This is a genomic window from Streptomyces javensis (assembly GCF_039525925.1).
Lineage (GTDB): Bacteria > Actinomycetota > Actinomycetes > Streptomycetales > Streptomycetaceae > Streptomyces > Streptomyces asiaticus.
Genome location: NZ_BAAAIF010000008.1, coordinates 191,956 through 218,360, shown reverse-complemented (window position 1 = coordinate 218,360; position 26,405 = coordinate 191,956). Strand labels below are relative to the sequence as shown.

21 protein-coding genes and 1 pseudogene are annotated in these 26,405 nt (G+C 72.6%); 11 read left to right on the top strand and 11 right to left on the bottom strand.

Annotated elements, in window-relative coordinates; all coding sequences use genetic code 11:
* Positions 1-163 precede the first annotated feature (163 nt).
* The 7 genes from ABD329_RS10855 to ABD329_RS10825 form a co-directional block, all read right to left on the bottom strand.
* Positions 164-1,642: an SDR family NAD(P)-dependent oxidoreductase gene (locus tag ABD329_RS10855; protein WP_198276135.1), complete on the bottom strand. Its 1,479-nt coding sequence runs from the start codon at positions 1,640-1,642 to the stop codon at positions 164-166.
* A 91-nt stretch (positions 1,643-1,733) separates the two neighbouring features.
* The gene (gene pqqE, locus ABD329_RS10850) at positions 1,734-2,840 is read right to left on the bottom strand and encodes a pyrroloquinoline quinone biosynthesis protein PqqE (protein ID WP_198276136.1); all 1,107 of its coding nucleotides are present in this window, start codon (positions 2,838-2,840) and stop codon (positions 1,734-1,736) included.
* Entirely contained in the window at positions 2,837-3,127 is a 291-nt protein-coding gene (gene pqqD, locus ABD329_RS10845) for a pyrroloquinoline quinone biosynthesis peptide chaperone PqqD (protein WP_198276137.1), read from the bottom strand. The genes pqqE and pqqD overlap by 4 nt, the downstream gene beginning before the upstream one ends.
* Positions 3,124-3,879 (bottom strand): pyrroloquinoline-quinone synthase PqqC, encoded by a 756-nt coding sequence (pqqC, locus tag ABD329_RS10840; protein WP_198276138.1) that lies wholly within the window; start codon positions 3,877-3,879, stop codon positions 3,124-3,126. The genes pqqD and pqqC overlap by 4 nt, the downstream gene beginning before the upstream one ends.
* Positions 3,876-4,775, bottom strand: coding sequence for a pyrroloquinoline quinone biosynthesis protein PqqB (gene pqqB / locus ABD329_RS10835; RefSeq protein ID WP_198276139.1), 900 nt, complete (start codon positions 4,773-4,775; stop codon positions 3,876-3,878). Before pqqB ends, pqqC begins: the two co-directional genes overlap by 4 nt.
* Positions 4,776-4,785: 10 nt before the next feature.
* The gene (gene pqqA, locus ABD329_RS10830; protein WP_198276140.1) at positions 4,786-4,929 is read right to left on the bottom strand and encodes a pyrroloquinoline quinone precursor peptide PqqA; all 144 of its coding nucleotides are present in this window, start codon (positions 4,927-4,929) and stop codon (positions 4,786-4,788) included.
* A gap of 61 nt (positions 4,930-4,990) precedes the next feature.
* Positions 4,991-6,826: a discoidin domain-containing protein gene (locus ABD329_RS10825; protein ID WP_198276141.1), complete on the bottom strand. Its 1,836-nt coding sequence runs from the start codon at positions 6,824-6,826 to the stop codon at positions 4,991-4,993.
* 322 nt (positions 6,827-7,148) lie between these two features.
* Here ABD329_RS10825 and ABD329_RS10820 point away from each other — a divergent pair, with 322 nt between their 5' ends.
* Positions 7,149-8,228, top strand: coding sequence for a PQQ-dependent sugar dehydrogenase (locus ABD329_RS10820; RefSeq protein WP_198276142.1), 1,080 nt, complete (start codon positions 7,149-7,151; stop codon positions 8,226-8,228).
* A 55-nt stretch (positions 8,229-8,283) separates the two neighbouring features.
* On the opposite strand, the gene ABD329_RS10815 is transcribed toward ABD329_RS10820, so the two are convergent.
* Genes ABD329_RS10815 through ABD329_RS10805 form a run of 3 tightly spaced genes read right to left on the bottom strand, consistent with a single transcriptional unit; the run spans position 8,284 to position 12,137 of the window.
* Complete coding sequence (locus tag ABD329_RS10815) at positions 8,284-9,429, bottom strand: glycoside hydrolase family 88/105 protein (protein WP_198276143.1); 1,146 nt, start codon at positions 9,427-9,429, stop codon at positions 8,284-8,286.
* Positions 9,430-9,456: 27 nt separating this feature from the next.
* Positions 9,457-10,743: an NAD(P)/FAD-dependent oxidoreductase gene (locus ABD329_RS10810; protein ID WP_198276144.1), complete on the bottom strand. Its 1,287-nt coding sequence runs from the start codon at positions 10,741-10,743 to the stop codon at positions 9,457-9,459.
* Positions 10,740-12,137 carry an MFS transporter gene (locus ABD329_RS10805; RefSeq protein ID WP_198276145.1) on the bottom strand — a complete coding sequence of 466 codons (1,398 nt, stop codon included), beginning with the start codon at positions 12,135-12,137 and terminating at the stop codon, positions 10,740-10,742. The genes ABD329_RS10810 and ABD329_RS10805 overlap by 4 nt, the downstream gene beginning before the upstream one ends.
* A 167-nt stretch (positions 12,138-12,304) precedes the next feature.
* Between ABD329_RS10805 and ABD329_RS10800 the strand changes: the two genes are divergently transcribed.
* From ABD329_RS10800 to ABD329_RS10770, 7 genes and pseudogenes are all read left to right on the top strand, one after another.
* Positions 12,305-13,519 (top strand): CdaR family transcriptional regulator, encoded by a 1,215-nt coding sequence (locus ABD329_RS10800; RefSeq protein WP_198276146.1) that lies wholly within the window; start codon positions 12,305-12,307, stop codon positions 13,517-13,519.
* Between the two features lie 199 nt (positions 13,520-13,718).
* Positions 13,719-15,077, top strand: a complete 1,359-nt coding sequence (locus tag ABD329_RS10795; RefSeq protein WP_198276147.1) for a glutamine synthetase — start codon at positions 13,719-13,721, stop codon at positions 15,075-15,077.
* Between the two features lie 3 nt (positions 15,078-15,080).
* On the top strand, positions 15,081-16,250 hold the full coding sequence (locus tag ABD329_RS10790; protein ID WP_198276148.1) for an amidohydrolase family protein: 1,170 nt from the start codon (positions 15,081-15,083) through the stop codon (positions 16,248-16,250).
* 53 nt (positions 16,251-16,303) lie between these two features.
* Positions 16,304-16,603 (top strand): annotated as a pseudogene (locus tag ABD329_RS10785) (MBL fold metallo-hydrolase); the annotation flags it as partial.
* 272 nt (positions 16,604-16,875) lie between these two features.
* Complete coding sequence (locus tag ABD329_RS10780; protein ID WP_198276149.1) at positions 16,876-17,667, top strand: SDR family NAD(P)-dependent oxidoreductase; 792 nt, start codon at positions 16,876-16,878, stop codon at positions 17,665-17,667.
* Positions 17,668-17,871: 204 nt separating this feature from the next.
* Positions 17,872-20,277, top strand: coding sequence for a GH92 family glycosyl hydrolase (locus ABD329_RS10775; RefSeq protein ID WP_198276150.1), 2,406 nt, complete (start codon positions 17,872-17,874; stop codon positions 20,275-20,277).
* Between the two features lie 84 nt (positions 20,278-20,361).
* On the top strand, positions 20,362-21,426 hold the full coding sequence (locus tag ABD329_RS10770; RefSeq protein ID WP_198276151.1) for a zinc-dependent alcohol dehydrogenase family protein: 1,065 nt from the start codon (positions 20,362-20,364) through the stop codon (positions 21,424-21,426).
* Positions 21,427-21,525: 99 nt separating this feature from the next.
* On the opposite strand, the gene ABD329_RS10765 is transcribed toward ABD329_RS10770, so the two are convergent.
* Entirely contained in the window at positions 21,526-22,833 is a 1,308-nt protein-coding gene (locus ABD329_RS10765) for a CitMHS family transporter (RefSeq protein ID WP_198276152.1), read from the bottom strand.
* Positions 22,834-22,977: 144 nt separating this feature from the next.
* Here ABD329_RS10765 and ABD329_RS10760 point away from each other — a divergent pair, with 144 nt between their 5' ends.
* The 3 genes from ABD329_RS10760 (at position 22,978) to ABD329_RS10750 (ending at position 26,197) form a co-directional block, all read left to right on the top strand.
* Positions 22,978-23,919, top strand: coding sequence for a LysR family transcriptional regulator (locus ABD329_RS10760; RefSeq protein WP_344316271.1), 942 nt, complete (start codon positions 22,978-22,980; stop codon positions 23,917-23,919).
* A 153-nt stretch (positions 23,920-24,072) separates the two neighbouring features.
* Positions 24,073-25,287 (top strand): CaiB/BaiF CoA transferase family protein, encoded by a 1,215-nt coding sequence (locus tag ABD329_RS10755; RefSeq protein ID WP_198280761.1) that lies wholly within the window; start codon positions 24,073-24,075, stop codon positions 25,285-25,287.
* Positions 25,277-26,197: an HpcH/HpaI aldolase/citrate lyase family protein gene (locus tag ABD329_RS10750; protein ID WP_198280760.1), complete on the top strand. Its 921-nt coding sequence runs from the start codon at positions 25,277-25,279 to the stop codon at positions 26,195-26,197. Before ABD329_RS10755 ends, ABD329_RS10750 begins: the two co-directional genes overlap by 11 nt.
* Positions 26,198-26,405 lie beyond the last annotated feature (208 nt).

The following is a 26,405-nucleotide window of genomic DNA, read 5'->3' as shown; positions in this document are numbered from 1 at the left end:
AAGGCGAACGCGTGACCCGACGCGGGACCGCGGCGCGGGAGGGCTCCGCCCCCTCGCCCCCCACCGGGGCTCCGCCCCGGACCCCGGTCCTCAATCGCCGGACGGGCTGGAAATCCAGCCCGTCCAGAGGCGTCTCCCAGGGGTAGCTGGTGGCGCGCAGTCCCTACCAGGACGTCGGGGCGTAGTCCTTCAGGAAGCAGCCGAAGAGGTCCTCGCCCAGCTCGCCCCGGACGATCGGGTCGTAGACCCGCGCCGCGCCGTCCACCAGGTCGAGGGGGGCGTGGAAGCCCTCGGCCGCCAGCCGCATCTTGTCCGGGTGCGGGCGCTCGTCGGTGATCCATCCGGTGTCGACGCTCGTCATCAGGATGGCGTCGGACTCGAACATCTCGCGTGCGCTGGTGCGGGTCAGCATGTTCAGCGCGGCCTTGGCCATATTGGTGTGCGGATGCCCCGCGCCCTTGTAGCCCCGGCCGAACTTGCCCTCCATCGCGGAGACGTTGACCACGTACTTGCGGCGGGCGGGCGAGGCGGCCATCGCCGGGCGCAACCGGCTCACCAGGATGAACGGCGCGGTCTCATTGCACAGCTGGACCTCGAGCATCTCGACCGGGTCCACCTCGTTCACCCGCTGCACCCAGGTGTTGCTCGGGTCCAGGTCCGGCACCAGCCCGCCCGCGTCGATCGCGGTCCCGGCCTCGATCCGGGCCGGTGAGGCGGAGCCGCGCTCAAGGGCGAGGGCGGTGAGGTCCTGCGGGGTGAGGGCGCCGTCCCGGGACGCGCGGGGCGCCGGCAGGGCCGCCTGGGCGCCGCTGCCGAAGGCGCCGAGGACCACGGACTCGGGGAGCTCCCCGGCGGGGAGCGGGGCCGACTCGCCCGCTATCAGCTCCGCGTACGCCCGCGGGGTGCGGCGGACGGTCTGGGCGGCGTTGTTGATCAGTATGTCCAGCGGCCCGGCGGCGCTCACCGCGTCGGCCAGCGCGATCACCTGGGCGGGGTCGCGCAGGTCGATGCCGACGACCTTGAGCCGGTGCAGCCACTCCCCGCTGTCCGGCATGGCCGTGAAGCGGCGGATGGCGTCGACCGGGAAGCGGGTGGTGATGGTGGTGTGCGCGCCGTCACGCAGCAGCCGCAGCGCGATATACATGCCGATCTTCGCCCGGCCGCCGGTGAGCAGGGCACGGCGCCCGGTGAGATCGGTGCGGGCGTCGCGGCGGGCCCGGTTCTCGGCGGCGCAGTCGCGGCACAGCTGGTGGTAGAAGGCGTCGACCTCGACATACCGGGTCTTGCAGACATAGCAGGAGCGGGGGCGCTCCAGGATGCCCGCGATCTCCGTGGTGACGGAGCTGGTGAGCGCGCGGCCCAGCGTCTCGTCGTCGATCCGGTCGGCGGCGCCGGTGGCGGTGGCCTCCGTCACGGCCTTGTCGTTCGCGGTCTTCGCGGCCCGCCGCTCCTGGCGCCTGCGCTGCTTCACGCTGCGGTAGATCCCGGAGGTGGCCCGGCGGACCATGATCGCGTCGGGGTGGTCGACCGGCAGCCGGTCGAGTTCCGCGAGGACGCTCAGACAGGTCGCCAGCCGCTCCGGGTCGATGCCCGGCCCCTCGGCCGGGGCACGCTCGGCCCGGCCTTCGTCAGTCACCGTCATCGCCGCTGCCGCTTTCTTGGTTCGCCTGTTCCCCTGGACAACGGCGAAACTTTACGGAAGCGGGGGCGAATGCGCCAAACCGCGTCCGGCCTCACCCTCCCGGCTTGCGGTACGCATAGCCGCCGGTGGGCGCCGGGGTGTCCGCTCCGGCCGGGTGCCCGGTGCCCGTCGTCAGCGACCGGATCACACCGTGGTCCGGGGAGAGCGCACAGGCGGGGTCGGTGCGGGCGGCGTCGCCGGTCAGGGCGTACGCCTGGCAGCGGCAGCCGCCGAAGTCCTCCGCGCGGCGGGAGCAGGTGCGGCACGGCTCGCGCATCCACTCCTCGCCCCGGTAGCGGTTGAAGGCGCCCGAGTGGTCCCAGATCCACTCCAGGGGGTGGTCGCGGACGTTGGGCGCATCCAGGTCCGGCAGGCTCGCGGCGGCGGGGCAGGGCAGCACGGTGCCGTCGGGCGCGACGGTCAGTGAGACCGCACCCCAGCCGCCCATACAGGGCTTGGCCACACCGTCGAAGTAGTCGGGCACGACCCACACCAGGTCGGTGGCGCCGCCCAGCCGGTCCCGCCACCGCCGCACGGTCTCCCGCGCCCGGGCGAGCTGGTCGCGGGTGGGCAGCAGGGCATCGCGGTTGCGCAGCGCCCAGCCGTAGAACTGGGTGTTGGCCAGCTCGATCCGGTCGGCGCCCCAGTCCAGGCCGCGTTGGATGATGGTGTCCAGCGCGTCGAGGTTGTCGCGGTGCAGGACGACATTGATCCCGAGCGGCAGTCCGGCCGCGCGCACCAGGGCGGCGGCCCGTTCCTTGGCGGCGTACGAGCGGTGCCCGGCGATCCGGTCGGAGGCGGCCGGGTCGGCGTGCTGCACGGACAGCTGGACGCTGCGCAGCCCGGCGGCGGTCAGCGCGGCCAGCCGGGCACCGTCCAGGCCCACGCCGCTGGTGACGAGCTGGGTGTAGATCCCGGCGGACTCGGCGGCGGTGACGATCTCGGTGAGATCGGCGCGCAACAGCGGTTCCCCGCCGGAGAGATGGGTGTGCACCACGCCCAACTCCCCGGCCTGGCGCATCACCTCCGCCCACTCGGCGGTGGACAGCTCGCGGGAGCGGCGGACCAGTTCCAGCGGGTTGGAGCAGTAGGGGCAGTGCAGGGGGCAGCCGTGGGTGAGCTCGGCGAGCAGGGCCCACGGGCGGGGCGGGGCGGTCATCGGACCCAGCCCTGGGTGCGCATCCGGTCGAGGAAGGCGGGCACGTCCTCGGCGACGGGCGCGCCGGGGAAGCGGCTCTGGAGTTCCACCACGATGGCGTCGAGGTCGCGGTCGCCGTCGCACAGCCGCAGGATGTTCGCGGCGCTGCCGCGCAGCACTACCACCCGCTCGGGCAGCACCAGCAGATCGGCGTCCCGCACCCGGTCGTGGCGCAGGCTCACGGCGGGGGACAGCGCGGGCCGCCATCCTGCCGGGGCGGGCCCGGTGGCGGGGCCGGTGCCGCTCATGCCCCCTCCCCCGGGCCGTCCTTGATGTCCGTCCCCGGGCCGTTGTTGATGTCCGTCCCCGGGCCGTCCTTGGTGTCGGCGTGGTCGACCGCGTCCAGCAGCGACCACAGCACATCGCATTTGAAGGCGAGCGCCGCCACCGCGCGGTCCTCGTCCTCGGGGGTCCGCGCCCAGTTCAGGACCAGGTCGAGGGCCTCGGTGCTGTCCCGGCGCCCCTGGCCGACCCGGTTGCGGAAGTAGCCCAGGCCCGCGCGCTCGATCCAGGGGTAGTACCGCTCGAAGGCGTCGATCCGGGTGAGCATGATGCCGGGCGCGGACAGTTCGGTGAGGGAGGCCGCGACGGCTTCCAGCGGGTCGCGCAGCCGGCAGAAGTTGACATAGCCGTCGACCGCGAGCCGCACCCCGGGCACCACCTCGGCGCCCGAGAGCAGCCGGTCCCGGTCCAGCCCCGCGGCCTCGCCGAGCCGCAGCCACCGCTCGATGCCGCCCTCGCCCTCGGTGGCGCCGTCGTGGTCCTGGATGCGCCGCAGCCACATCCGGCGCAGCCGTGAGGTGTCGAGCTTGGCGGTGATCAGCGCGTCCTTGACGGGGATATGGCGCTGGTAGTGGAAGCGGTTGAGGATCCAGCGGCGCAGTTCGGCGGGGGTGAGCTCGCCCGCGTGCATCCGTACGTTGAAGGGGTGGCGGTCGTGGTAGCGCTCCTGCGCGACCGCGCGCAACCGCTCCTCGAGCCGGGTCCGTGGGGTGCTCACAGGTCGATCACCATCCCGTCGGCGGCCACCTCGACACCCAGCTTCCGCAGGCCCGAGTGCTGGGGCGCGGCCGGGTGGTTGAGGGGGTTGGTGTTGTTGAGGTGGGTGTACAGGGTGCGCGCTTCGAGTGCGGCGAGCCGGTGCGCCGTGCCGTCCGGTCCTCCGATCGGCAGATGGCCCATGGCGGTGGCGGTTCGCGAACCGAAGCCGCTGGTGAGGGGCTCGTCATCGGACCAGAAGGTGCCGTCGACGATGACGCAGTCGGCCGCTTCGGCGGCGCGCTGGAAGGCGTCGGGCCAGGCGGCGAGCGCGGGGGCGTAGAGGAGGGAGCGGCCGGTGGCGCGGTCGGTCAGCCGCAGGGCGACCACCCAGGCGTCGTCGTCCGGGACGTCGAGTCCGGCCGCGTAGCGGGGGCGTTTGGCGGAGACGGGGACGGCGGAGACGGCGACGGACGAGCCCGTGGCGAGCGGCCGGTCCTCGGGGCCGAGGGGGTGCCAGTCCAGCCGGGCGTAGGGGGTGAGGACCTCGCCCAGGTGGAGCCCTTTCAGCAGGGCGTGCCGCACCGGGTCGGTGGCCACGATCTCGATGCCGTCCGCCTCGCGCAGCCGGGCGATGCCGAGGGTGTGGTCGAGTTCGGCGTCGGTGAGGATCACCCCGGCCAGCGGGGTCCGGCGCGGTTCGGGCCCGGGGTGCAGTTCGGGGCAGTCCTCGACCTGGTCGCCGAGGTCGGGGGTGGCGTTGACCAGATACCAGCGGCCTTCGTCGGCCTGGACGGCGAGCGAGGCATGGCGGCGGCGCCACCCCGGGTGGGCGCGTGCCCCGGAGCATCCGGGGCACGCGCAGTTCCACTGGGGTACGCCGCCACCCGCCGCGGTGCCGAGCACGCGCACGCGCATGGCGGGGAGCTCAGCGGGCGTTCAGCGAGTAGGCGGTGACCTCCAGCGCGGTCTCCACGACCACGTAGTCGGGCGTCTGCCAGGCGGTCTCGCCGGTCTCCGTACGGATGCGGTCCGCCGCCTCGGGCGCGGTGCGCGGTGTGGTCTCGTTCATGGCTTCGACCTGCCTTCCATCTGGGTGGGGGATGAATCAACGGGACGGGGCGGACGGGCCGTCAGCGGGCGGTCCGGATCCGCGGTGCCCCGCCGTCGGTGGTGGTGCGGCCGCTCCCGGGGTAGGCGGATCCGATGCGCACCTCGTCCAGCAGCAGCTTGCGATAGTGCTTGGTGTCGGTGGCCGCGGCCCAGGTGCTGTTCACCGTGAGCCGGACATAGCGCTTGGTGGTGGCGGGGATGTCGATGAACCGCACCCCGCGGGCGCTGGGCAGCGTTCCGGACGCCACCGGGCCGCCCCAGTCGCGGCCGTTGTCGGAGACGTGCACCTGGTAGTCGCGGATGCGGGCGGACTGCTCGGTGTCGGAGCGGGCGTAGGAGACCGACCACTCCCGCTGGTTCACGGCCAGATAGCGGATGCTCTTGGCGGACCGCAGATCGAGGGTGACCGAGGCGGGCAGGGTGGTCTTGTTGTCCCAGTAGGTCTGCGGATCGCCGTCGAGCACGGCGGAGGCGGGGTGGCCGCTCGCGGAGACACTGGCGCTCGCGGTGACGGAACCGGGCGGGACGATGCCCTGGCGGCCGTCGGTGCGGACCGCGAGGACGGTGTCGTAGGGATCCCAGTCGGTGATGCCGGTGATGGTGATCCGGCCGTCGCTCTGGCGGAAGTCGAGTTTCTTCCCGGTGCGGTAGTCGGTGACACCGGTCGCCTTGTAGCCGTTGTCCCGCACGGTCAGCGTGGAGCCCGAGGGCCGGGTGAGGACGTGGACGAAGTGGCGGTCGGGGTCGGCCGTGCTCACCGTGGTCACCCCGTGGGCGCCGTCGTTCCAGGCGCCGGGCTGGAGTCCGCCGTAGGAGTAGCCACCGCCCTCGGTGCCGCCCAGCGATCCCCAGATCTTGTCGAGATAGGTCTTGGCGTAGTTGTTGAAGGCTTCCTGTTTGCCGGGGAAGCGCCCGTTCACCTGGGCGGTCTCGGCCATGAGGGATTTGACGGAGGATCCGGAGTCACTGATCATTCGGCCGAGGGTGAGTCCCTGGTCCACCGCCGAATCGGTGCCGCTGTACCACCAGGCCCCGCTGCTGGGCAGCTTGAAGCAGGCCTCGGTGAGCCGGGGCTGCGGGGCCCAGATGGCCTGGGGGTAGTCATAGGCCGGGGTCATCCCGGTCTTCTGCTCATTGCTGACCGTGTCCATGATCGGCGTGTCTTCGTTGTTGTTGCTCAGCAGCCAGCCGGGACGGTCGGCGCGGATCTTCTCGTAGAGCCCGTGGTCGATCCAGTAGTCGTTGTCGTTGTCGATCCAGAACCCGGACAGTCCGGGGTACTTCCGCATCACTTCCACGAAGTTGTCGTAGGAGTACTCGCCGAAGCCGTCGCGCGTGGACAGGTCGACGTCGTGCCCCTTGTAGGCCGAGTAGCCCGCCGAGTCGAGCCATTCGTGACCGCCCTCGGCATGCCACTGCGGATCGTCGGTCATATAGAGCATGACCTTCAGCCCCTGGGCGCTCGCCGCGTCGATCAGCTCGCCGAGGAAGTCCCGCTTGGTGGAGCAGCTTCCGGGGATGGCCGACGGCCAGGCCCGCGCATAGCCCAGACGGCTGTGGAAGGAGGCGAGAACCAGGTAGGAGGCGTGCAGCTTCTTGGCCTCGGCCACCCAGTAGTCGGCGTCCCAGCCACCGTCGGTGACCGCCTTCTCCCAGGCGGAGCAGCTGGTGTAGCCGGGCGAGGTGCGCATGCCCCAGTGCAGGAAGAGCCCCGCCTGCGACTGGCGCAGCCACTGCTGCCGGGGGTTGGTGACCTCGGCCAGCGCCGGGGTGGGACCGGTGAGGGTGAGGGTGACGACGGCCGCCAGCACTGCGGCCGTCCAGGCGCCGAGGCGGCGGCGCGATCTGCGGCCCATGAGGGCTCCTTCTCCGAGCTGTGAATGCCGATGGAGGGATGGAGCGTGGTGATGTTCCGTTCTGTTGCAGGGTTACCAGCTGTCCGGGTGCGGTCAAGAAGCATGCGCCAAAAAAGTCATCCGATCTCTGATGGATCGACAGCCCATGATGGGTGAAATCGCCCACGTGACCATCCTTCTGGCCCATACCAATCCTTGACGTTCCAAGAGACACCTCCTACCTTCCGCGATGCGCAAGCTCCTCCCGTCGAATCTGTTGACGCATTAGGAAACCTTCTTTACGGTTCCCCGCATGTGAACGGGGATCAGACAGGAGAACGCGATGAAGAGGTACCGGAACACCGCCGCCCTGGCGGCCGCCACCGCACTCGCCGCCGGACTGCTGATCGGGACCGCCGGCACCGGAACCGCCGCCCCGGGGCGGGCCGATTCGGCTCCCTCGGACATCAAGACCGTCTCGTCCGGCTGGAGCATCCCCTGGGGGCTCAGCTGGCTGCCCGACGGCTCGGCGCTGATCACCGAGCGGGACTCGTTCAAGCTGTACAAGCTCACCCAGTCGGGCACCAGGACCCAGGTCGGCACGGTGCCCAATGTGGTGACCACGGACGGTGAGGGCGGGCTGCTGGGCATCGCGGTCTCCCCGAACTGGAGCACCGACCACGCCGTCTACCTGATGCACACCGCGTCCGACGGCAACCGCATCGCCCGGATGACCTACGACGGCTCCTCGCTCGGCGGCTACAAGGCGATCGTCACCGGCATCAAGAAGAACAAGTACCACAACGGCGGACGCCTCAAGTTCGGCCCGGACGGCTATCTCTACGCCACCACCGGGGAGGCGCAGACACCCGATCTCGCCCAGGACAAGAACTCCCTCAACGGGAAGATCCTGCGGATGACCACGGACGGCAAACCCGCGCCGGGCAATCCGTTCGGCACGCTCGTCTACTCGTACGGCCACCGCAATCCGCAGGGCATCACCTGGGACCCGCAGGGCCGGCTGTGGGAGGCCGAGTTCGGCAACAGCAAGTACGACGAGCTCAACCTCATCGAGCCGGGCAAGAACTACGGCTGGCCGATCTGCGAGGGCAACTGCTCCACCTCGGGGATGACCAGCCCCAAGCGCCAGTGGCCGACCGGCGACGCCTCGCCCAGCGGGGTCACCTACGCCGACGGCGCGATGTACCTGGCGGCGCTGCGCGGTGAGCGGCTGTGGCGGATCCCGGTGGACGGGACCAGCGCGGGCACCCCGAAGGCGTACTACACCAGCTCCTACGGGCGGCTGCGCACCGTGGAGACCGTGCCGGGCAAGAACGCGCTGTGGCTGTCCACGACCAACGCGGACAACAACGGCGGGGAGCCGGACGGCGCGGACAAGGTGTTCCAGGTCGAGCTGAAGTAGCGCCTTCAGGGGTGGGTACGGTCGCGGTCCGCCGGACCGCGACCGTACGCCCGTGTCAGTGCGCGAGCCGCTCGTTCATCAGCAGGAAGGCGCCCAGACCGTGGAGGTCGTTCGTATTGCGCTTGCGGCCGAGGTAGTAGGCCAGGTCCCCGACGTTGGTGCCCTCGCTGATGTCGGTGATGTTCGTCAGCCCGTCGGAGCCGACCGACACCTTCTTCAGCACGCCCTGATAGCCCCTGCGGGCCGCCGAGGCGTAGCCGCCGCCGCTGATCCAGCCGTGTTCCAGGGCGGCGTGCAGCATCAGGGTGTACATGCTGGAGGCGGAGGTCTCGGTCCAGTTGGCGGGGTCGCTCGCCTTGTCGACGACCTGGAACCAGCGGCCGGTGGCCGGGTCCTGATAGCGCGCGAAGCCCTTCGCCAGGTGCCGTATGTTGCCGATCAGTTCGGCGCGGCGCGGGTGTTTCGCGGGGAGCAGCTCCAGCACCTCGACATGGGTCATCGCGGTCCAGCCGATGGCCCGTGCCCAGAAGTGGGCGGAGGTGCCGGTGGTGGGGTCGGGCTTCCAGGGGGCGTCGCCGTCGGCGTCATAGGCGTGGTAGATCAGCCCGTTGGCCGCCTTGAGGTGGCGGAAGTACACCGAGAGGTTCCTGGTGACCTCCTCGTACGCGAACGTCTCGTCGCCGTAGGCGATGCCGTAGCGCAGCAGGAACGGCTGGGCCATGAAGACACCGTCGCCCCACAGCTCGTTGGTCTTGCCGGTGGCGTGCCACATCCCGCCGTCGGCGGTGCGCGGATAGGTGGTGATCCGGTCCCGGATCTGGTCGGCGGCGGTCCGGTAGCGCGGATCGCCGGTCTCCTGGTGGAGGATCAGCAGCAGATTGCCGGACTGCATCGCGTCGAGGTTGTCGAAGGTCCGGCTCATATGGCCGTCGGCGTCGACGAAGTTGTCCACCCACCCCTTGATGTACGCCAGGTACGAGGGCTCCTTGACCCGCTGGTAGACGCGGTAGGCGCCGAGCAGGAAGAGACCTTGGGTGTAGCCCCAGCCGCCGAGGGTCTTGGGGTCCGGTTTGCGGGCGATGGTGGAGTCCACCACCGCCCGGGACCAGTCGGCGGGCGCCGCGTCGGCGCCCGCCGTGGGGAGGAGAAGGCCGCCGGTGATGCCCAGTGTGCTCGTGAGCAGGGTTCTGCGACTGACCACTGCAAGCTCCTTGGGTGTCAGGGCGCTTCAGCAAGCGCCATGTACACGCCAAGAGTACCGACGAACACTCCGTACCGGGGCGAAAGTGGAGGAAAGCCTAGGATCCGCCGTACCCGTCAGCAGTCCGGCCACCAGCCGGCCGGTGGCGGGCGCGAGCATCAGCCCGAGCATGTTGTGGCCGGTGGCCAGCAGCACCCGGGGATGGCCCGGAACCGGCCCGATCAGCGGCAGCCCGTCGGGGGTCATGGGCCGCGGCCCCACCCACTCCTCCTGGCGGTCGTCCCAGTCGGCATGGCGCAGATACGGGCGCGCGGCGGCGACGATGGCCTCGATGCGCCGCTGCCGGAACCGGTCGGCGTCGCGCTCGAACTCCATCGTCCCGGCGACCCGGACCCGCTTGCCCATCGGCGTGAGCACCACCTTGGCCGCGCCGAGGTGGACCAGCCGGGAGGGCGGCGGCTCGGCCGCCACCGAGAAGCTGTAGCCCTTGCCCGCCACCAGGTCGATGTCCCTGCCGAGCCCGCGCACCAGCTCCCGCGAGCCGATGCCCGCCGCGATGACCACCGTGTCGGCGCGGAAGGTGCCCGCCGAGGTCCGGACCTCGGTCCGGCCGGAGCGGTCCACGATGGATGAGACACGTGCCCCCTCGACCAGTTCCACGCCGTCGCTCCGCAGCCGCTCGGCGAGCCGGTCCACGAAGAGCGAGGGGTCCAGGGACCACTGACGCTCCACCACGAACCCCGCCCGCGCGCCCTCGGTGAGCGAGGGCTCCGCCGCCGCGAGGCGGGCCCCCTCCAGCACACCGCCGGGCGCGATGGGCGCGTCCAGCCGGCGGAAGGCGGCGAGCGCCCCGTCGGCGTACTCCCGGGAGGGGAAGGCGAACAGGAAGCCGTCCTTGTGCGCCTCCCCGTCCACACCGGCCGCCTCCAGCTCCTCGAAGAGCCCGAAGGTGCCCCTCGCGAGCGCGCCCAGGGCGGCGGCCCCCCGGGCGTGGTGGCGCGAGGTGGCCCGCATCCCGAACCGGACCAGGAACCGCAGCAGTTCGGCACCGGCCGGGGGGTGGATCGCCAGCGCGCCGTCCTGGCGGTGCAGCCCGCGCAGCGCCGTACCGATGACACCGGGCGCGGCCAGCGGTTCCACCAGGTCTGGGCAGACCTCCCCGGCGTTGCCACGGGACGCGCCGCTGCCCAGCCGGTCGCGTTCGAGAACGGTGACCCGCAGCCCGGCGCCACTGAGGTAGTGGGCACAGGCCAGGCCCACGACGCCGCCGCCGATGATCGTGACCGTGGAGGGCGGGGTGTCCGGAAAGGTCATGAGTGCTCCTTCACGGCGGGGGACGGTGTGGTCGAGGAGGCGTCACGGCGGGCACGCGTCCGCCCGCGGGGGCTGTGGTCCGTATCCGCCGCACTGGCGTCGGCGAGGGTGAGCCCGCTGGTCTCCGGGGCGAGGATGTACGACGTCCCCCAGCCGATGGCGCAGATCACCGCGCCGAGGAACATGGCCAGCCGGGTGCTGTGGTCGAGGACCACGGGCGCTCCCCAGGTGCCGATGGCGGCGCCGACCCGGCTGATGCCGGTGGCGAACCCGTTGGCGGTGGCCCGGACCCCGGTCGGGAACAGCTCGGAGGGGTAGATGGCCTGGAGGCACTGGCTGGCGAAGCACGCCACGCCGAAGGCCGCGAAGAGGACGATCACGACGGCCGGTGAGGGGTGGGCGAAGGCCGCCAGGCAGAGCAGGGGGATGGCGGAGAGGCCGAAGCTCCACAGGAGCAGGGTGCGCCGCCCCTTGTTGATGACCAGGATCCCCGAGAGCGAGCCGAGCACGAAGAAGATCTGCACCACGACCGAGCCCAGGTAGGAGTCGTTGCCGTCGGCCAGTCCGAAGGAGGACAGGATGGTGGGTTCGTAGGTGGTGATGGCGTAGATCGGCAGCAGCTGACACGCCCAGAAGACGCTGACGAAGACGGTCCGCCGCAGATAGGCACCGCGGAAGATGTCGCCGTAGCGGGTGCGCGAGGCGGTATCGGCCTCCAGGTCGTCCAGGCTCGCGTCCGGGCCGAGCATCTGCTTCAGCACGCCCTCCGCCTCCCTGGCGCGTCCCTTGCTGAGCAGCCAGCGCGGGGACTCGGGGGTGCCGAAGCGCAGCAGCAGGATGAGGACGGCGGGTATCGCGCTGCTCGCGAGCATCCAGCGCCAGTCGTCGTGGCCGGAGGACATCATCGCCCAGCCGACGACGTACGCGACGGCGGCGCCGACCGACCACATGGTGACCATGATGACCAGCAGCGGTCCCCGGGAGTCGCGCGGCGCGAACTCGGAGGCGATGGTGCCCGCGATCACGAAGTCGGCGCCGATGGCGATGCCCATGAGGAAGCGCAACACGGTGAGCTGCCAGGGATCGGTGACGAAGAACTGGGCCGCGGAGAGCAGGATGAAGGCGGCGATGTCGAAGAGATAGACCTTCTGCCGCCCGACCCGGTCGGTGACATAGCCGAAGACCAGGCCACCGGCGAACATGCCGACCAGGGACGCGGAGCCGACCACTCCGGCGTCGAAGGAGTTGAGGTGGTAGTCGGCGGTGAGGAGCGGAAGCGCGACGCCGATGATGCTGAGGATGTAACCGTCGCAGAACTCGCCGCCGCCTGCGTACAGCGTGATCAACCAGTGAGTGCGGGTGGGACGGGACTTCTCCAGGGATGCTGTGCTCATGGCCGTCTCCTGAGGAGGGCTCCTGGGGAGGAGGGGACGGATGGCCGGGCGGTGCGGGGCGCCCGGTGGTGTTGACGGAAGACGGTAGGCAGCGACGAGCCCTCGGTCATCGTTCGAAGCGTATGAAGACGTCGCCCTGAGAGCGGGTGCGTCTGTACGATCCGCCCATGGACCACCTTGGCGGCCCGCTCGGCGGCCCTCCCGTACTGACGCCGGAGCTGGCACAGGAGATCGCCCGCGACATCGGGCGGATCACCGGTTTCAATGTACTGATCACCGATCCCGCGGCGGTCGTCATCGGCTGTGGTGACCTCGCGCGCGTCGGCACCGTCCACGAGGCGTCCCTGGAGGTGCTGCGCACCGGGCGCCCCGCCACCCACAGCGCCCAGCAGGCGGGCCGGATGCGGGGCGTACGGCCCGGGATGAGCCTGCCGATCACCGTCGGCGAGGAGGTGATCGGCACCGTCTGTCTGACCGGGGTGCCCGAGGAGGTGCACCGCTTCGGCCTGGTGGTGCGGCGGCAGACCGAGATCCTGCTGGAGGAGGCGGCGCTGCTGCGCTCGCGGATGCTCCACGAGCGGGCGGTCGACGACTTCGTCCGGGACATCGCGCTCTACGACCCCGAGGTGGTCGGCCCGGAGGCGGTGGCCGCCCGCGCGGTCGAGCTGGGGCTTATCCCCGGGGTGGCCCGCAGCGCGGTGCTGCTGGAGGTGCGCTCGGCGGGCGCACCGGACCGGGCGGACGAGGGCCCCGCGGCGGTGTCCCGGCTCACGGTGCTGCGGACCGTGCGGGAGGTGTTCCGCGACCGCCAGGACGTGGCGGGCGAGCAGACCGCGGGGCGGTACGCGGTGCTGGCCGCCGCGCACGAGGGGCGCGCGGCCCCCGAGAGGCTGCCCGAGCGGTGCGAGCACCTGCTGGCGCTGCTCGCGGAGCGCCATGGTCTGGACGGCCGGATGGCCGTCGGCGAGCCGGCGGCCGGGGCGGCCGGGATGCACGACTCCTATCGTGACGCGGCGACCGCGCTGCGCACCGGACCGGCGGTCTTCCCCGGTGAGCGGGTCTTCATCGCCTCGGAGCTGCGGGTGCCGCAGCTGCTGGGTTCGATACCGCCCCACGACCGGGCCCGGTTCACCGAGGCGGTGCTGGGGCGGCTGCGCGAGCAGCCGGACTGGCCGACGCTGCGGGAGACGCTGATCGGCTGGGCGGAGGGCGGTCTGTCGCTGGTCCGGGTCGCCGAGCGGCTGCACATCCACCGGAACACCCTGCTGTACCGGCTGGAGAAGATCGGGAAGTTGTCGGGCCGCCGGGTGCGCGAACCCGGCCAGGCCATCGAGATGTATCTCGCCTCCCTCGCCGACACCCTCCGGGAGGGGGCCAGGTGACGTAGGCGGTCTCCGCTACGTGGCCGAAACCGGACGCCTCGGCGGGCGGGCCGACCCCCTCGACGTCCCGGCGGCCCATGTCAACCTCCGACCGGCATAAGCCACCGTCACACCCCGTATGCGATGGGGACAACGCGTCACCACAAGAACGTCCGCAGGCAATAGTCTCGGCGTACAGGACGTGGCTGAGGAGGCGCCCATGCGGACCGGGGATCGCGAGCAGGCATACGCACGGGCTCGGCAGGAGGCCGAGCGGCTCACCGCGAACGGCATCCAGGCCATCGCGCTGACCTGGGTGGACAACGCGGGTCTGACCCGGGTGAAGTCCGTGCCCACCGCGCGGCTGCCGCATGCCGCGCGGCGCGGGGTCGGGATGTCCCCCGTCTTCGACGTCTATCTCGTGGACGACTCCATGACCACCAGCCGCCATGTCGGCGGCCCGGACGGGGATCTGCGGCTCCTCCCCGACCTGGACCGGCTCACGCCGCTGGCCGCGCAGCCCGGCTGGGCCTGGGCCCCGGTCGACCGGTACGACCAGGAGGGCCGGGCGCACCCCGTCTGCCAGCGGCTGTTCGCCCGGCGGATGGCCGAGCGGGCGCGGGAGCGGGGGCTGACCGTGCGCATGGGGTTCGAGACCGAGTGGGTCGTCACCACGGGCGACCCGGACCAGGACCCGCCGCGCTACCCCACCGCGGGCCCCGCCTACGGCATGGCGCGGGTGGTCGACCTCGCCGACTACCTCGCCGATCTGCTCGGCGCGCTGGACGCGCAGCAGGCCGAGGTGCACCAGCTCCACCCCGAGTACTCCCCCGGGCAGTTCGAGGTGTCCCTGGCGCCCGCCGATCCGGTCGGCGCCGCCGATCTGGCCGTACTGGTGCGGGAGACGATCCGGGCGTGCTCCGGGCGCGCCGGGTTCAACCCGATGTTCGGCCCGGTGGTGGACCCGGGCGGGGTCGGCAACGGCGCCCATCTCCATCTGAGCCTGTGGCAGGGGGACCGCAATCTGTGCCGGGACGGCGACGGGCCGGGCTCCATGACCGCGACGGCCGAGGCGTTCCTCGCCGGGGTGCTGCGCGAGCTGCCCGCCCTGCTCGCCATCGGCGCCCCCACCCCCGCGAGCTACCTCCGGCTCGAACCCTCCCGCTGGGCCGGGGCGTACCAGTGCTGGGGTCTGGAGAACCGGGAGGCCGCGGTGCGCTTCATCACCGGCGCGCCGGACGACCCGGGCGCCTCCAACGCCGAGATCAAGTCCTTCGACCCGGCGGCCAACCCCTACTTGGTGGCGGGCGCGGTCATCGCCGCGGGCCTCGGCGGACTGGACGCCGGGCTCTCGCTGCCCCCGCCCGTCTCCGGGGATCCGGCCGTCGAGGGACGCGAACGGCGGCTGCCCACCTCGCTGCTGACGGCGCTTGAGCACTTCGAGGACTCGTCCGTGCTGCGCGAGGCGCTGGGCGATCCGCTCTTCGAGTCCATCGCCGCGGTGCGCCGGGCGGAGGCCGCGCTGTTCGAGAAGTCGTCCCCGCGCGAGATCGCCGTCGCGACCCGGAGGCGGTACTGACCGATGGAGGCCGCCGAGCAGACGGATCCGACCGAGCCGCCGCTGCCGCCCCTGGTGGACCACCACTGCCATGGGGTGGCCCGCTCCGAGCTGGGCCCGGCCGAATTCGAGGCGTTCCTGACCGAATCCGACGCGCCCGCCGCGCTCGGCACCACCTTCTTCGACAGCCAGCTGGGGTTCGCGGTGCGCCGCTGGTGTCCGCCACTGCTGGACCTCGAACCGCACTGCCCGCCCGCCCCCTACCTCGCCCGGCGGCGCGAGCTGGGCGCGCGGGAGGTGACCCGGCGGCTGCTGACCGCCGCCGGGATCAGTGAGTTCCTGGTGGACACCGGGCTGCCGGGCAACCTGACCACCCCTCAGGAGCTGGCCCTCGCGGCGGGCGGCACCGCGCATGAGATCGTCCGTCTTGAGCAGCTGGCGGAGCGGATCGCGGACACCTCGCTGACCGCCGACGACTTCCTGACCGGAGTGGCGGACGGGATCCGGGAGGCGGCCCGCACGGCGGCCGGATTCAAGTCGGTGGCCGCCTACCGCTACGGCCTGGACTTCGAGCCCGATCCGCCGGGCCCCGGCGCCGTCCACACCGCCGCGGAACACTGGCTGGCCCGGCGCGCCCAGGGCGGCACCGCCGCCGCCCGGGTCACCGATCCCGTACTGCTGCGCCATCTGCTGTGGTCGGCGGCGTACACCGGACTGCCGCTGCAACTGCACACCGGGTTCGGCGATCCCGATCTGCGGCTGGACCGCTGCGATCCGCTCGCCCTCACCGACTTCATCCGCGCCGTGCGCCCCACGGGCTGCACGCTGATCCTGCTGCACGGCTATCCGTACCACCGCGGCGCCGCCTATCTGGCCGCCGTCTTCCCGCATGTGTACGCCGATGTGGGGCTGGCCCTGTCGCACACCGGGGCGCGGGCCGGGGCGGTGCTCGCCGAGATGCTGGAACTCGCCCCGTTCGGCAAGGTGCTCTTCTCGACCGACGCCTACGGGCTGCCCGAACTGTATGTGGTGGGGGCGCGGCTCTTCCGGGAGGCGCTGACCGCGCTGCTGACCCACTGGGTGGCGGAGGGCGCCTGGTCCCGCCGCGACGCCCGCCGGGTGGCCGCGCTGCTGGGCGCGGACAACGCCCGCCGCGTCTACGGCCTGGGCACGCCGGCCCGGCGCGACGGCTAGATTCGAGAAGGGGCCGGCGGGAATGAGCCTTGCGGCGTGAGAGAGTCCCACTCGTGTTTTTCGTCGACACCCTGAAGTTCGAGGGCCTGGATCATCGCAGTTATCTGGCGGGCGGGCCCCGCACCGCCGTCGTGGGCGACCCGCCACGCGATATCGACCAGGTGATCGCCGCCGCCGCCCGGCGCGGGGTGCGGATCGCGTATGTGGCGGAGACGCACGTGCACAACGACTACCTCACCGGAGGTCCGGAGCTGGCCCGGGTCACCGGCGCCCGCTACCTGGTCCCGGCCGCCGCGGACGTCTCCTGCGCCCGCGTTCCCGTCGCGGACGGCGACACGGTGGAAGTGGAGGAGTGGCGCCGCCCACCTGCCGCTGACTCGCTCCTGGCCCGAGCCGCCCTGCCGGACACCGTGCGGGGCCGGCCGGGGGTGGCGATCCGTCGGCCGTCGTCGGCCTGGCGCTGGGCGCCCGGGTCCCGGAGCTCGCACGGGTCCCGCGCTCGCACGGTCATCGCTCCGCCGCATTGCCGCGCGTCCATACGGGACCGGGCCGGGTCCCCGCCCGGCGCGGAGCGCACACCCAGTACCGTGCCGGAACGTACTCGACCGTAACCGGAGGAGATCGCATGCGGATCGACGGCACGACCGTCCTGCTCACCGGGGCCACCGGCGGCATCGGCCAGACCCTGGCTCGCGCGTTCGCGGCCAAGGGCGCCAATCTGCTGCTCACCGGGCGCCGTGAGGAGGTGCTGCGGCCGCTGGCCGAGCGGCTGGGCGGCCGGGCGATCGTCGCCGATCTGGCCGAACGGTCCGATGTGGAGCGGCTCGTGGAGGAGGCGGCGGACGCCCGGATCGTCATCGCCAACGCCGCGCTGCCCTCCAGCGGCCCGGTCCTGGACTACCGGCCGGAGGAGCTGGACCGCGCCCTCGACGTCAATCTGCGCGCGCCGGTCCTGCTGTCCCGGCTGATGGCACCGCGCATGGTGGAGGCGGGCTCCGGCCATCTGGTGATGATCGGCTCGCTGTCGGGCCGTACGGCCTCCCCCGGCGCGGCGCTCTACAACGCGGCCAAGTTCGGGCTGCGCGGCTTCACCCTCGGGCTGCGGCAGGATCTGCACGGCACGGGGGTCGGGGTCTCACTGGTGCAGCCCGGATTCGTGGGCGACGCCGGGATGTTCGCCGACGCGGGCACGTCCCTGCCCACCGGGGTCCGTACGATCTCCTCCCGGCGGGTGGCGGCCGCGACGATCCGGGCGATCGAGCGGAACCGGGCCGAGGTGAACGTGGCCCCGCTGGAGCTGCGGCTCGGCAGCGCCATCGGCGGGCTGTTCCCGAGCATCGCCGAGCGGGCCCAGCGGGGCGCGGGCGCGGGCGATACGTCCCGTCAGCTCGCCGACGGGCAGCGCGACAAGCGATAGCGCCACCCGCGCGCCCGGACCCCATGGCCCTGTGCGCGGGCGGTGTCATCGGCCCCTCCGTTCGATGACCCGTCGGCGTACGGGCCTGGCCCGCCCGCGCACAGGTCAAGGACCGCCCGCGCGCGAGCCATTGACACCGCCCGGCCCCCGTGCCAAAGTTTCGCGACTCTGGTCGGACAACGTTGTCATACGGAGGTGCGTCCCATGCGGTCGCTGATCGGTGGAATCCGTGCGCGCGCTGCGGGCACGGTCGCGGGCGTGATGACGGCGGCACTGCTGGGCGGCGGTCTGCTGGGACCACCGGGCGCGGCGGCCGCCCCCTCGGCCGCGTCCCCTCCGGCCGACCCCACCTCGCTGGTCCACCCCTTCGTGGGCACCGAGAACTTCGGCAACACCTTCCCCGGGGCGAGCGCCCCGTTCGGCATGGTCCAGGTCAGCCCGGACACCGGCGGCCAGGGCGGCTACGACTACGACCAGAACGCCATCCACGGCTTCAGCCAGACTCATCTGTCCGGGGTCGGCTGCGGGGTGGCGGGCGAGCTGCCCATCATGCCGACGACCGGCGCGGTCAGCGACGTGGACCCGGAGCACTACCGCTCCACCTACAGCCATGACGACGAGGAGGCCACCCCCGGCTACTACCGGGTGGGCCTGAAGTCCTACGGGATCGACGCCGAGCTGACCGCCACCCAGCGCACCGGCTGGCAGCGCTACACCTTCCCGGCCACCGGCGCGGCCAACGTCCTGTTCAACACCGGCAAGGCCAATCAGAAGGTCTTCGGCTCCGAGATCCGCGTGGTCGGCGACCGGACCGTCGAGGGCCGGGTGGAGGCCGGGAACTTCTGTGCCGGGAAGGACCGGCACACCGTCTACTTCACCGCCACCTTCGACCGTCCCTTCGCCTCCTACGGCACCTGGCGCGGCACCACCCCCACCCCCGGCTCCCGCGAGGCGGCCGGTGAGGGCGGCAACGGCGCCTGGGCCAGCTTCGACGCGACCCGGGACCGGGATGTCGTGGTCAAGGTCGGCCTGTCGTACACCGGCCCCGAGGGCGCGCGGAAGAACCTCGCGGCCGAGACCGGGGACTCCTACGACTTCGACGCCACGCGCGCCGCGCTGCACGACACCTGGGTGAAGAAGCTCGACGCGATCCGGGTCGGCGGCGGCACCGAGGAGCGGCGGCGCGCCTTCTACACCGCGCTGTACCACGCCCAGCTGCACCCCAATGTGGCGGGCGACGTGGACGGCCGCTACACCGGTTTCGACGGCGCGACCCACACCGCCTCCGGCTACACCCCGTACCAGAACTTCTCGCTGTGGGACACCTACCGGCCGCAGAACCAGTTCCTGGAGATGGTGGAACCGGGGGTGGCCCGCGATGTCGCGCTGTCGGTGGTCGCCATAGGCCGGGACGGCGGCTGGCTGCCGCGCTGGGCGCTGGCCAACAGCGAGACCAACATCATGACGGGCGACCCGGTGACGCCGTTCCTCGTCGAGGCGTGGTCCAAGGGCCTGCTGGCCGGGCACGAGGACGAGGCGTACGCGCTGCTGAAGAAGAACGCCACCAGCACCCCGCCCGCCGACTCGCCCTACAACGGGCGCTCCGGAGTGGACTACTACCGCGAGCTGGGCTACGTCCCCTCGGGGCTGAAGCTCGGCACCGACTGCGCCGACAAGGGCGGCGACAACGACTGCGTCCACCCCGCCTCGGCCACCCTGGAGTACTCCGCGGCGGACGCCGCGCTCGCCCTGATGGCGCGCGGGCTGGGACACCGCGCCGACGCCCGGATGTTCGCCGAGCGCGGCCAGGCGTACCGCACGCTGTGGGACGCCTCGATCGGGCAGTTCCGGCCGCGCACGGCGGACGGCGCGTGGGTGACCCCGTACGACCCGGTGGAGGCCGGCCGGCAGTTCCACGAGGGCGCCGCCTACCAGTACCAGTGGCTGGTGCCGCAGGACCCGGCCGGGCTCGTGGGACTGATGGGCGGCAGGCGCGCGACCGAGAAGCGGCTGGACGACTTCTTCGCCTACGGCAAGCTGCTCAGCGACCCGGCGGGCACCGCCCGCGAGGACTGGATCTCCGCCCCGTACGACTACTACGGCAAGCCCACCTACAACCCCAACAACGAGCCCGATCTGCACGCCCCGTACATGTATCTGTGGGCGGGCGCGCCCGCCAAGGCGGCGACCGTGGTGCGGGCTGCGATGACCCTGTTCACCACCGGGCCGGACGGGATGACCGGCAATGACGACCTCGGCACCATGTCGGCCTGGTACGTCTTCTCCTCGCTGGGTCTGTACCCGACGATGAGCGGCGGGGACTTCCTCGCCCTGTCCAGTCCGCAGTTCTCCTCGGCCGTGGTCCGTATCGGGCACTACGGCACCCGGCAGGGCGGCACGCTCACGGTCACCGCGCCGGGCGCGAGCGACGCCAAGCGGTATGTCCGGAGTGTGTCGCTGAACGGCCGGAACGTGGCGCGGACTTGGCTGGACTGGGACCAGGTCGCCCACGGCGGGAAGCTGGCCCACCAGCTGTCCACCGAGCCCTCGTCCTGGGGCACCGGCCGGGGCACCGAGCCGCCGTCGGTGGGCACCACCCGCAAGGGCTGATACCGGCCGGTTGTGGTGTAGGTTCTATGGCCCGCCTGGACACACGGGCCATGGGGGAAGTGGTCGAGCGAGGGAGCGGTGTCCATGCGTGCTGTGGTGTTCGACGAGTTCGGGCGCCGGCCCGAGGTCCGGAGCGTCGAGGACCCCGCTCCCTCCCCGCGCGGCGCGGTGATCCGCGTCGAGGCCACCGGGCTGTGCCGCAGCGACTGGCACGGCTGGATGGGGCACGACCCGGACATCCGGCTGCCGCACGTCCCCGGCCATGAGCTGGCGGGGGTCGTAGAGGAGGTCGGCCCCGACGTCCTCAACTGGCGGCCGGGGCAGCGGGTCACCGTGCCGTTCGTTTGCGCCTGCGGTCGCTGTGCCGCCTGTGCGGAGGGCGCCCAGCAGGTGTGCGAGCGGCAGACGCAGCCGGGGTTCACCCACTGGGGCTCGTTCGCCGAGTACGTGGCGATCGGACACGCCGATGTGAACCTGGTCGGGATACGCAACGAGCTGTCGTTCACCACCGCCGCCGGTCTGGGCTGCCGCTTCGCGACCGCCTTCCGCGCCGTCGTCGCCCAGGGCCGGGTGGCCCCGGGCGAGTGGGTCGCGGTGCACGGCTGTGGTGGGGTGGGGCTCTCCGCCGTGATGATCGCCGCCGCGGCCGGGGCCCGGGTGGTGGCGGTGGACATCTCGCCGCAGGCGCTCGCCCTCGCGGCCCGGTTCGGCGCGTCGGTGTGCGTGGACGTGGCGTCCACCCTGGGCTCGGTGGCGGAGGCGGTCGCGGACGCGACGGGCGGCGGCGCCCATGTCTCGCTCGACGCGCTGGGCTCCCCGCGGACCTGCGCCGCGTCCATCAAGAGCCTGCGCCGCCACGGCCGCCATGTCCAGGTCGGGCTGCTGCCCCCGGCCGCCGGGACCCCGATGATCCCGATGGACCGGGTCATCGCGCTGGAGCTGCGGCTGCTGGGCAGCCATGGCATGGCCGCCCATGACTACGGTCCGATGATGGAGATGGTCGAGGCCGGTTCGCTGCGGCCGGATCTGCTGGTCACCGATGTGATCGGGCTGGACGCGGTCCCGGAGGCGCTGTCCACGATGGCCTCCGGGGGCAGGGGCGGGGTCACGGTCATCGAACCGCACCGGCCGCCACTGGCCGGGAGCTGACGGGGCGCCTGGCTGCGAGCCTACGGGCCGCCTCACCGGGACCGTAACGGCGAGGCCGCCTTGTCCGGGGCCGCCTCGCCGGGGCCGTCGCCGCGACGGTCAGAGCGGCACGGCGCCCGTCGCCAGAGCCGCGGCGGTCATCACCAGCGTCGTCCCGAACGCCCAGCGGAAGATGAAGCGCTGGTGCTCCCCGAGCTGTACGCCGCTCATGCTCAGGAGGATGAAGGTCGCGGCGGTGAGCGGGCTCAGCGGGAAGCCGGTGGTCATCTGGCCGAGGACGGCCGCGCGGGCGATCTCGGCGTGGCCGGTGCCGAAGGCGTCGGCGGTCCCGGCGAGCACCGGCAGCACCCCGAAGTAGTAGGCGTCCGGGGTGAGGACGAGGCTCAGCGGCATGCTGGTGACGGCCACGAGCACCGGCAGATGGCCGCCGAGCCCGTCGGGGATGATGTCGACCAGCGCCTCGGCCATCTTCTCGATCATCCCGGTGCCGCCGAGGATGCCGGTGAACACCCCGGCCGCGAAGATCATGGTGATGACGAGCACCACGCTCTTGCCGTGCCTCTCCAGCAGCTCCTGCTGGTCCTCCCAGCGGGGGTGGTTGACCAGCAGCGCGAGGACGAAGGCGAAGACGAAGAGCACGGGCAGCGGCATGGCCTCCAGCACCAGGCAGACCAGCAGGGCCACGGTGAGCAGCAGATTGAAGACGGTGAGCGCGACACCGGGGCGGGCGGCGACCCGCGGTGTGCCGGGGCCGTCCCCGACCGCCACCTCGGCCCGTGGCACGGGCTCGAGCGCGCCGAGCCGCCGCCGCTCACGGCGTCCGATGAGATACGCGGCGAGCAGCACCCAGACGATACCGGCGGCGAGGGCGGGCAGCAGTGGCGTGATGATGTCGGAGGTGTCGATCTTCAGGGCCGCCGCGGCGCGGGCGGTCGGGCCGCCCCACGGGATCATGTTCATCACGCCCGCGCCCAGGCCGACCACCCCGGCGAGCACCAGGCGGCTCATCCCGAGCCGCTGATAGACGGGGAGCAGCGCGGAGATGGTGATGAGGAAGGTGGAGGCGCCGTCGCCGTCGAGCCCGACGCATATGGTCAGCACGGCGGTGCCGACGGTGATCCGTACCGGGTCGTTCCTGGTGGCGCGGAGGATGCCGCGGATCAGCGGTTCGAAGAGGCCCGCGTCGATCATCAGGCTGAAGTAGAGCACCGCGAAGGCGATCATGATGCCGGTCGGGGCGACCTTGGACAGCCCGTCCAGCGCCATCGGGCCCAGCTCGTCGCCGTATCCGCCGATGACCGCGGTGACCACGGGCGTGAGGACCAGGGCCACCAGCACCGAGACCCGTTTGGTCATGGTGAGCAGCAGGAAGCCGCCGATCGTGCAGAACCCCAGTGCTGCCAGCATGGCCGCTCGCTTCCTCGTCCGGTCGGGTGCTGCCGAAGAGTTTCCGAGCGGGGAAAGATCCGCGTCCAGCATCGAACACAGATCTATCCATGCGTTTCGCGCAACAGTTCCCCTGTCCGGCCGCCGCGCCTACGCTCACGGACCATGGACGTCACCCTGCGCCAGTTGACCGCGTACGCGGCGGTCGCGCGCGCCGTGAGCTTCACCGCGGCCGCCGCCGAACTGCATGTTTCCCAGTCGTCGCTGAGCCGTGCGGTCGCCGATCTGGAACGGGCGCTGGGGATGCGGCTGCTGGAGCGGGACACCCGCAATGTGCGGCTCACCCCGGCGGGCGCCGAGGCGCTGCGGATCGCCGACCAGATCCTCTCCGCGCACCGCGCGGGCCTGGCCCAGCTGGGGCGCTACGGCGCCGGTGAGCGCGGTGCGGTGGCCCTGGCGACCCTGCCCTCGGTCGCGGCCGTGCTGCTGCCACCGGTGATCTCCGCCTTCCGCGCCCGGCGCCCGGAGATGACCGTACGGCTGCTGGACGGGCTGGAGCGCTCGGTGCTGGACCGGGTGGTCGACGGGGACGCCGACTTCGCGGTCAGCACGGTGGCGCGGCGCGCCCGGGGCATCACGCTGCGGCCGCTGGTGCGGGACCGCTTCGACGCGGTGCTCCCCGAGCACCATCCGCTGGCCGGGCGGACGGAGGTGACCTGGGAGGAGCTGGGCCGGGAGCCGTTCCTCGCGGTGGGCACCGACTCCAGCGTGCGCCGGATGACCGACGCGGCGTTCGCCCAGGCGGGGATGGAGGCGACCCCGGCGGCCGAGGCGTCGAACGTGGCCACGGTGGGCGGTCTGGTGGCGGCCGGGCTCGGTGTCTCCGCGCTGCCCGCCCTGGTCCATCCGCTGGTGGGGCCGGGCCGACTGGTGCGGCGCCCGCTGGTGGAGCCGGTGGTGGAGCGCCGGCTGTACGTCGTCCTGCCGACGCGCCGCACGCTTCCGCCGGGGGCGCGTCGCTTTCTGGAGCAGTTGGAGGAGTTCCGCTCCGCGGCGGACGCCTTGCCGGCGGGGGTGGTGTGGGAGGAGGCGGGCGAGGACCGGTGAGGGCGGGCGCCGGGGGCACAACCGCCGGGCGGCGGAGCGGCGAGGGCGGCGGGGCGGTGAGGGCGGCGAGGGCGGCGACCCTTGCGAGATCCGCATGAATTGATCCCCTTTCATTGCTGGACGCGCATACGCCCCGCCCCGCAGCCTGGCCGCATGGAGGACCAGACCAGCACAGGGCAGGGACAGCTCACGGGGCTGAAGGTGGTGGAGTTCGCACATGTGGTGGCGGGCCCCCTCGCCGGGGGGATGCTCGCCGACCAGGGCGCGGACGTCGTCCACGTGGAGCCACCGGGCTCCGGTGACGCGGCGCGGGGGATGGGCCCCCGCCGCGACGGCGTACCGCTGTGGTTCAAGGTGGCGGGCCGCAACAAGCGCTCGGTGACCCTGGATCTGCACCACGAGGAGGGCCGGGAGGTCGCCCGGGAGCTGATCGCCTGGGCCGACGTGGTGATCGTGACGCTCCGGGCGGGCCGGCTGCGCGCCTGGGGCCTGGACTGGGAGGCCGTCCACGCGCTCAACCCCAGCGCGATCCTGCTCCAGATATCCGGCTTCGGCGCCACCTCCTCGCGGGCCGACGCCCCGGGCTTCGGGAAGATGGGCGAGGCCCGCAGCGGGGTGGTGCATCTGACCGGCTTCCCCGAAGGCCCGCCCGTGCACACCGGCTTCTCGCACGGCGACGCGGTCACCGGACTGATGGGCGCGTTCGCGGTCCTGGCCGCGCTGCACCGCCGGGACACCGATCCGGACTCCTTCGACGGCGAGTGGATCGACCTGGCGCTGTTCGAGCCGCTGTACCGGCTGGTGGAGTGGCAGATCATCGCGTACGACCAGCTCGGTACGGCCCCCGAGCGGGCCGGCAACCAACTGGCCGTCGCCCCGGCCGCCGTCATCAACACCTACCGCAGCGCCGACGGCGACTGGCTCACCGTCACCTCCGCCACCAACCGCTCGGTGCGCAATGTGGTGCGGCTGCTGGGCCTGCCCGACGAGGAGTTCGCCACCGTGGAGCAGCAGCACGCGGGGCGCGAGCGGCTCGACGCGGCGCTGCGGGAGTGGGTGGCGGCGCGCCCGGCGGCCGAGTGCCTGGCGGCGTTCGAGCGGGCCGAGGTCGTGGCCTCGCGGGTGTTCACCGCCGCCGATATCGTCGCCGACCCGGTCTACGCCGAACGCGAGGACATCATCACGGTGGACGACCCCGATCTCGGCCCGGTGCGGATGCAGTCCGTGATCCCGCGCTTCCACCGCTCCCCCGGCGCGGTGTGGCGGACCGGCCCCGCGCTCGGCGCGGACAACGCGCTGGTCTACGGGGAGTGGCTGGGCATCGACGGCGGACGGCTGGCGAAGCTGGAGGCCGAGGGTGTCATCTGACGGCGCGACGACTTCCCGTACCCCGCTGCGCTCCTTGCTCTTCGTGCCCGGCAGCCGGACCGGCTGGCTGCCCAAGGCGGAGGCGGCGGGCGCCGACGCGGCCATCCTCGACCTGGAGGACGCCGTCCCGGAGGACGGCAAGGCGGCGGCGCGGGAGGCGGCGGCCGAGGCCGTCGACCGCGCGGCCGGTACGCCCCCCGGCCGGATGCGGCTGCTCGTGCGGATCAACGCACTGGACCGCGCGGCGGGCTGGCAGGGCGCCGACGATCTGCGGGCGGTGGCCCGCCCCGGGCTCTACGGCATCGTGCTGCCCAAGGTGAGCGGCCCCGAGGACGTGACCACCGCCGACCGGCTGCTGGCCTGGTGCGAGCGCGAACTCGGCCTGCCCGAGGGCCATTTCGCCCTGGTGCCGCTGCTGGAGACGGCACGCGGGCTGCGCGAGGCGTACGCCATCGGCCGGGCCGCCGCCCGGATCGCCCACCTGGGCGCGGTGGCCGCGCCGGGCGGGGACGTGGAACGGGCGGTCGGCTACCGCTGGAGCCCGGAGGGCGAGGAGACCCGCGAGCTACGGGCCCGGGTCCTGCTCGACGCCCGCGCCGCGGACCGCCCCCATCCGGTGGCCGGGCTGTGGGCGGACGTGTCGGACCTCGCGGGACTGCGGCGCTTCGCGGAGCGGAACCGTGCCCTGGGGTACGAGGGGATGGCGGTGATCCACCCATCGCACGTACCGGTGGTCAACGAGGTGTTCTCCCCGGACGCGGAGGAGCTGGACCGCTGCCGGAGGCTGATCGCGGCGGTGGAGCGGGCGCAGGCGAAGGGGGCCGGGGCGGTGCGCTTCGAAGGTCGGATGGTGGACGAGGCGATGGCGGCCACGGCCCGCCAGACCCTGGCCCGCCACGAAGGGGACTGAGGGCCGCTGTTTCCCTCAACCGGGGCTCCGCCCCGGGCGCCGTTCCGGGGCGTCCCCGGCACCGTCGGGGCTCCGCCCCCGGCCCCGGCGGGGCTCCGCCCTTTGACCCCACCTGGACTCCGCCCCGGGCCCTGGCGGGGCTCCGCCCCGGGCGCCGTTCCGGGGCGTCCCCGGGCACCGTCGGCGATCTGCCCCCGGACCCACCCGG

Bases quoted from the DNA above. Each gene is read 5' to 3' on its own strand.
- ABD329_RS10855 (WP_198276135.1), bottom strand. From the start codon at position 1,642: ATGACGGTGACTGACGAAGGCCGGGCCGAGCGTGCCCCGGCCGAGGGG.
- pqqE (WP_198276136.1), bottom strand. From the start codon at position 2,840: ATGACCGCCCCGCCCCGCCCGTGGGCCCTGCTCGCCGAGCTCACCCAC.
- pqqD (WP_198276137.1), bottom strand. From the start codon at position 3,127: ATGAGCGGCACCGGCCCCGCCACCGGGCCCGCCCCGGCAGGATGGCGG.
- pqqB (WP_198276139.1), bottom strand. From the start codon at position 4,775: ATGCGCGTGCGCGTGCTCGGCACCGCGGCGGGTGGCGGCGTACCCCAG.
- pqqA (WP_198276140.1), bottom strand. From the start codon at position 4,929: ATGAACGAGACCACACCGCGCACCGCGCCCGAGGCGGCGGACCGCATC.
- ABD329_RS10825 (WP_198276141.1), bottom strand. From the start codon at position 6,826: ATGGGCCGCAGATCGCGCCGCCGCCTCGGCGCCTGGACGGCCGCAGTG.
- ABD329_RS10820 (WP_198276142.1), top strand. From the start codon at position 7,149: ATGAAGAGGTACCGGAACACCGCCGCCCTGGCGGCCGCCACCGCACTC.
- ABD329_RS10810 (WP_198276144.1), bottom strand. From the start codon at position 10,743: ATGACCTTTCCGGACACCCCGCCCTCCACGGTCACGATCATCGGCGGC.
- ABD329_RS10805 (WP_198276145.1), bottom strand. From the start codon at position 12,137: ATGAGCACAGCATCCCTGGAGAAGTCCCGTCCCACCCGCACTCACTGG.
- ABD329_RS10800 (WP_198276146.1), top strand. From the start codon at position 12,305: ATGGACCACCTTGGCGGCCCGCTCGGCGGCCCTCCCGTACTGACGCCG.
- ABD329_RS10795 (WP_198276147.1), top strand. From the start codon at position 13,719: ATGCGGACCGGGGATCGCGAGCAGGCATACGCACGGGCTCGGCAGGAG.
- ABD329_RS10790 (WP_198276148.1), top strand. From the start codon at position 15,081: ATGGAGGCCGCCGAGCAGACGGATCCGACCGAGCCGCCGCTGCCGCCC.
- ABD329_RS10780 (WP_198276149.1), top strand. From the start codon at position 16,876: ATGCGGATCGACGGCACGACCGTCCTGCTCACCGGGGCCACCGGCGGC.
- ABD329_RS10775 (WP_198276150.1), top strand. From the start codon at position 17,872: ATGCGGTCGCTGATCGGTGGAATCCGTGCGCGCGCTGCGGGCACGGTC.
- ABD329_RS10770 (WP_198276151.1), top strand. From the start codon at position 20,362: ATGCGTGCTGTGGTGTTCGACGAGTTCGGGCGCCGGCCCGAGGTCCGG.
- ABD329_RS10765 (WP_198276152.1), bottom strand. From the start codon at position 22,833: ATGCTGGCAGCACTGGGGTTCTGCACGATCGGCGGCTTCCTGCTGCTC.
- ABD329_RS10760 (WP_344316271.1), top strand. From the start codon at position 22,978: ATGGACGTCACCCTGCGCCAGTTGACCGCGTACGCGGCGGTCGCGCGC.
- ABD329_RS10755 (WP_198280761.1), top strand. From the start codon at position 24,073: ATGGAGGACCAGACCAGCACAGGGCAGGGACAGCTCACGGGGCTGAAG.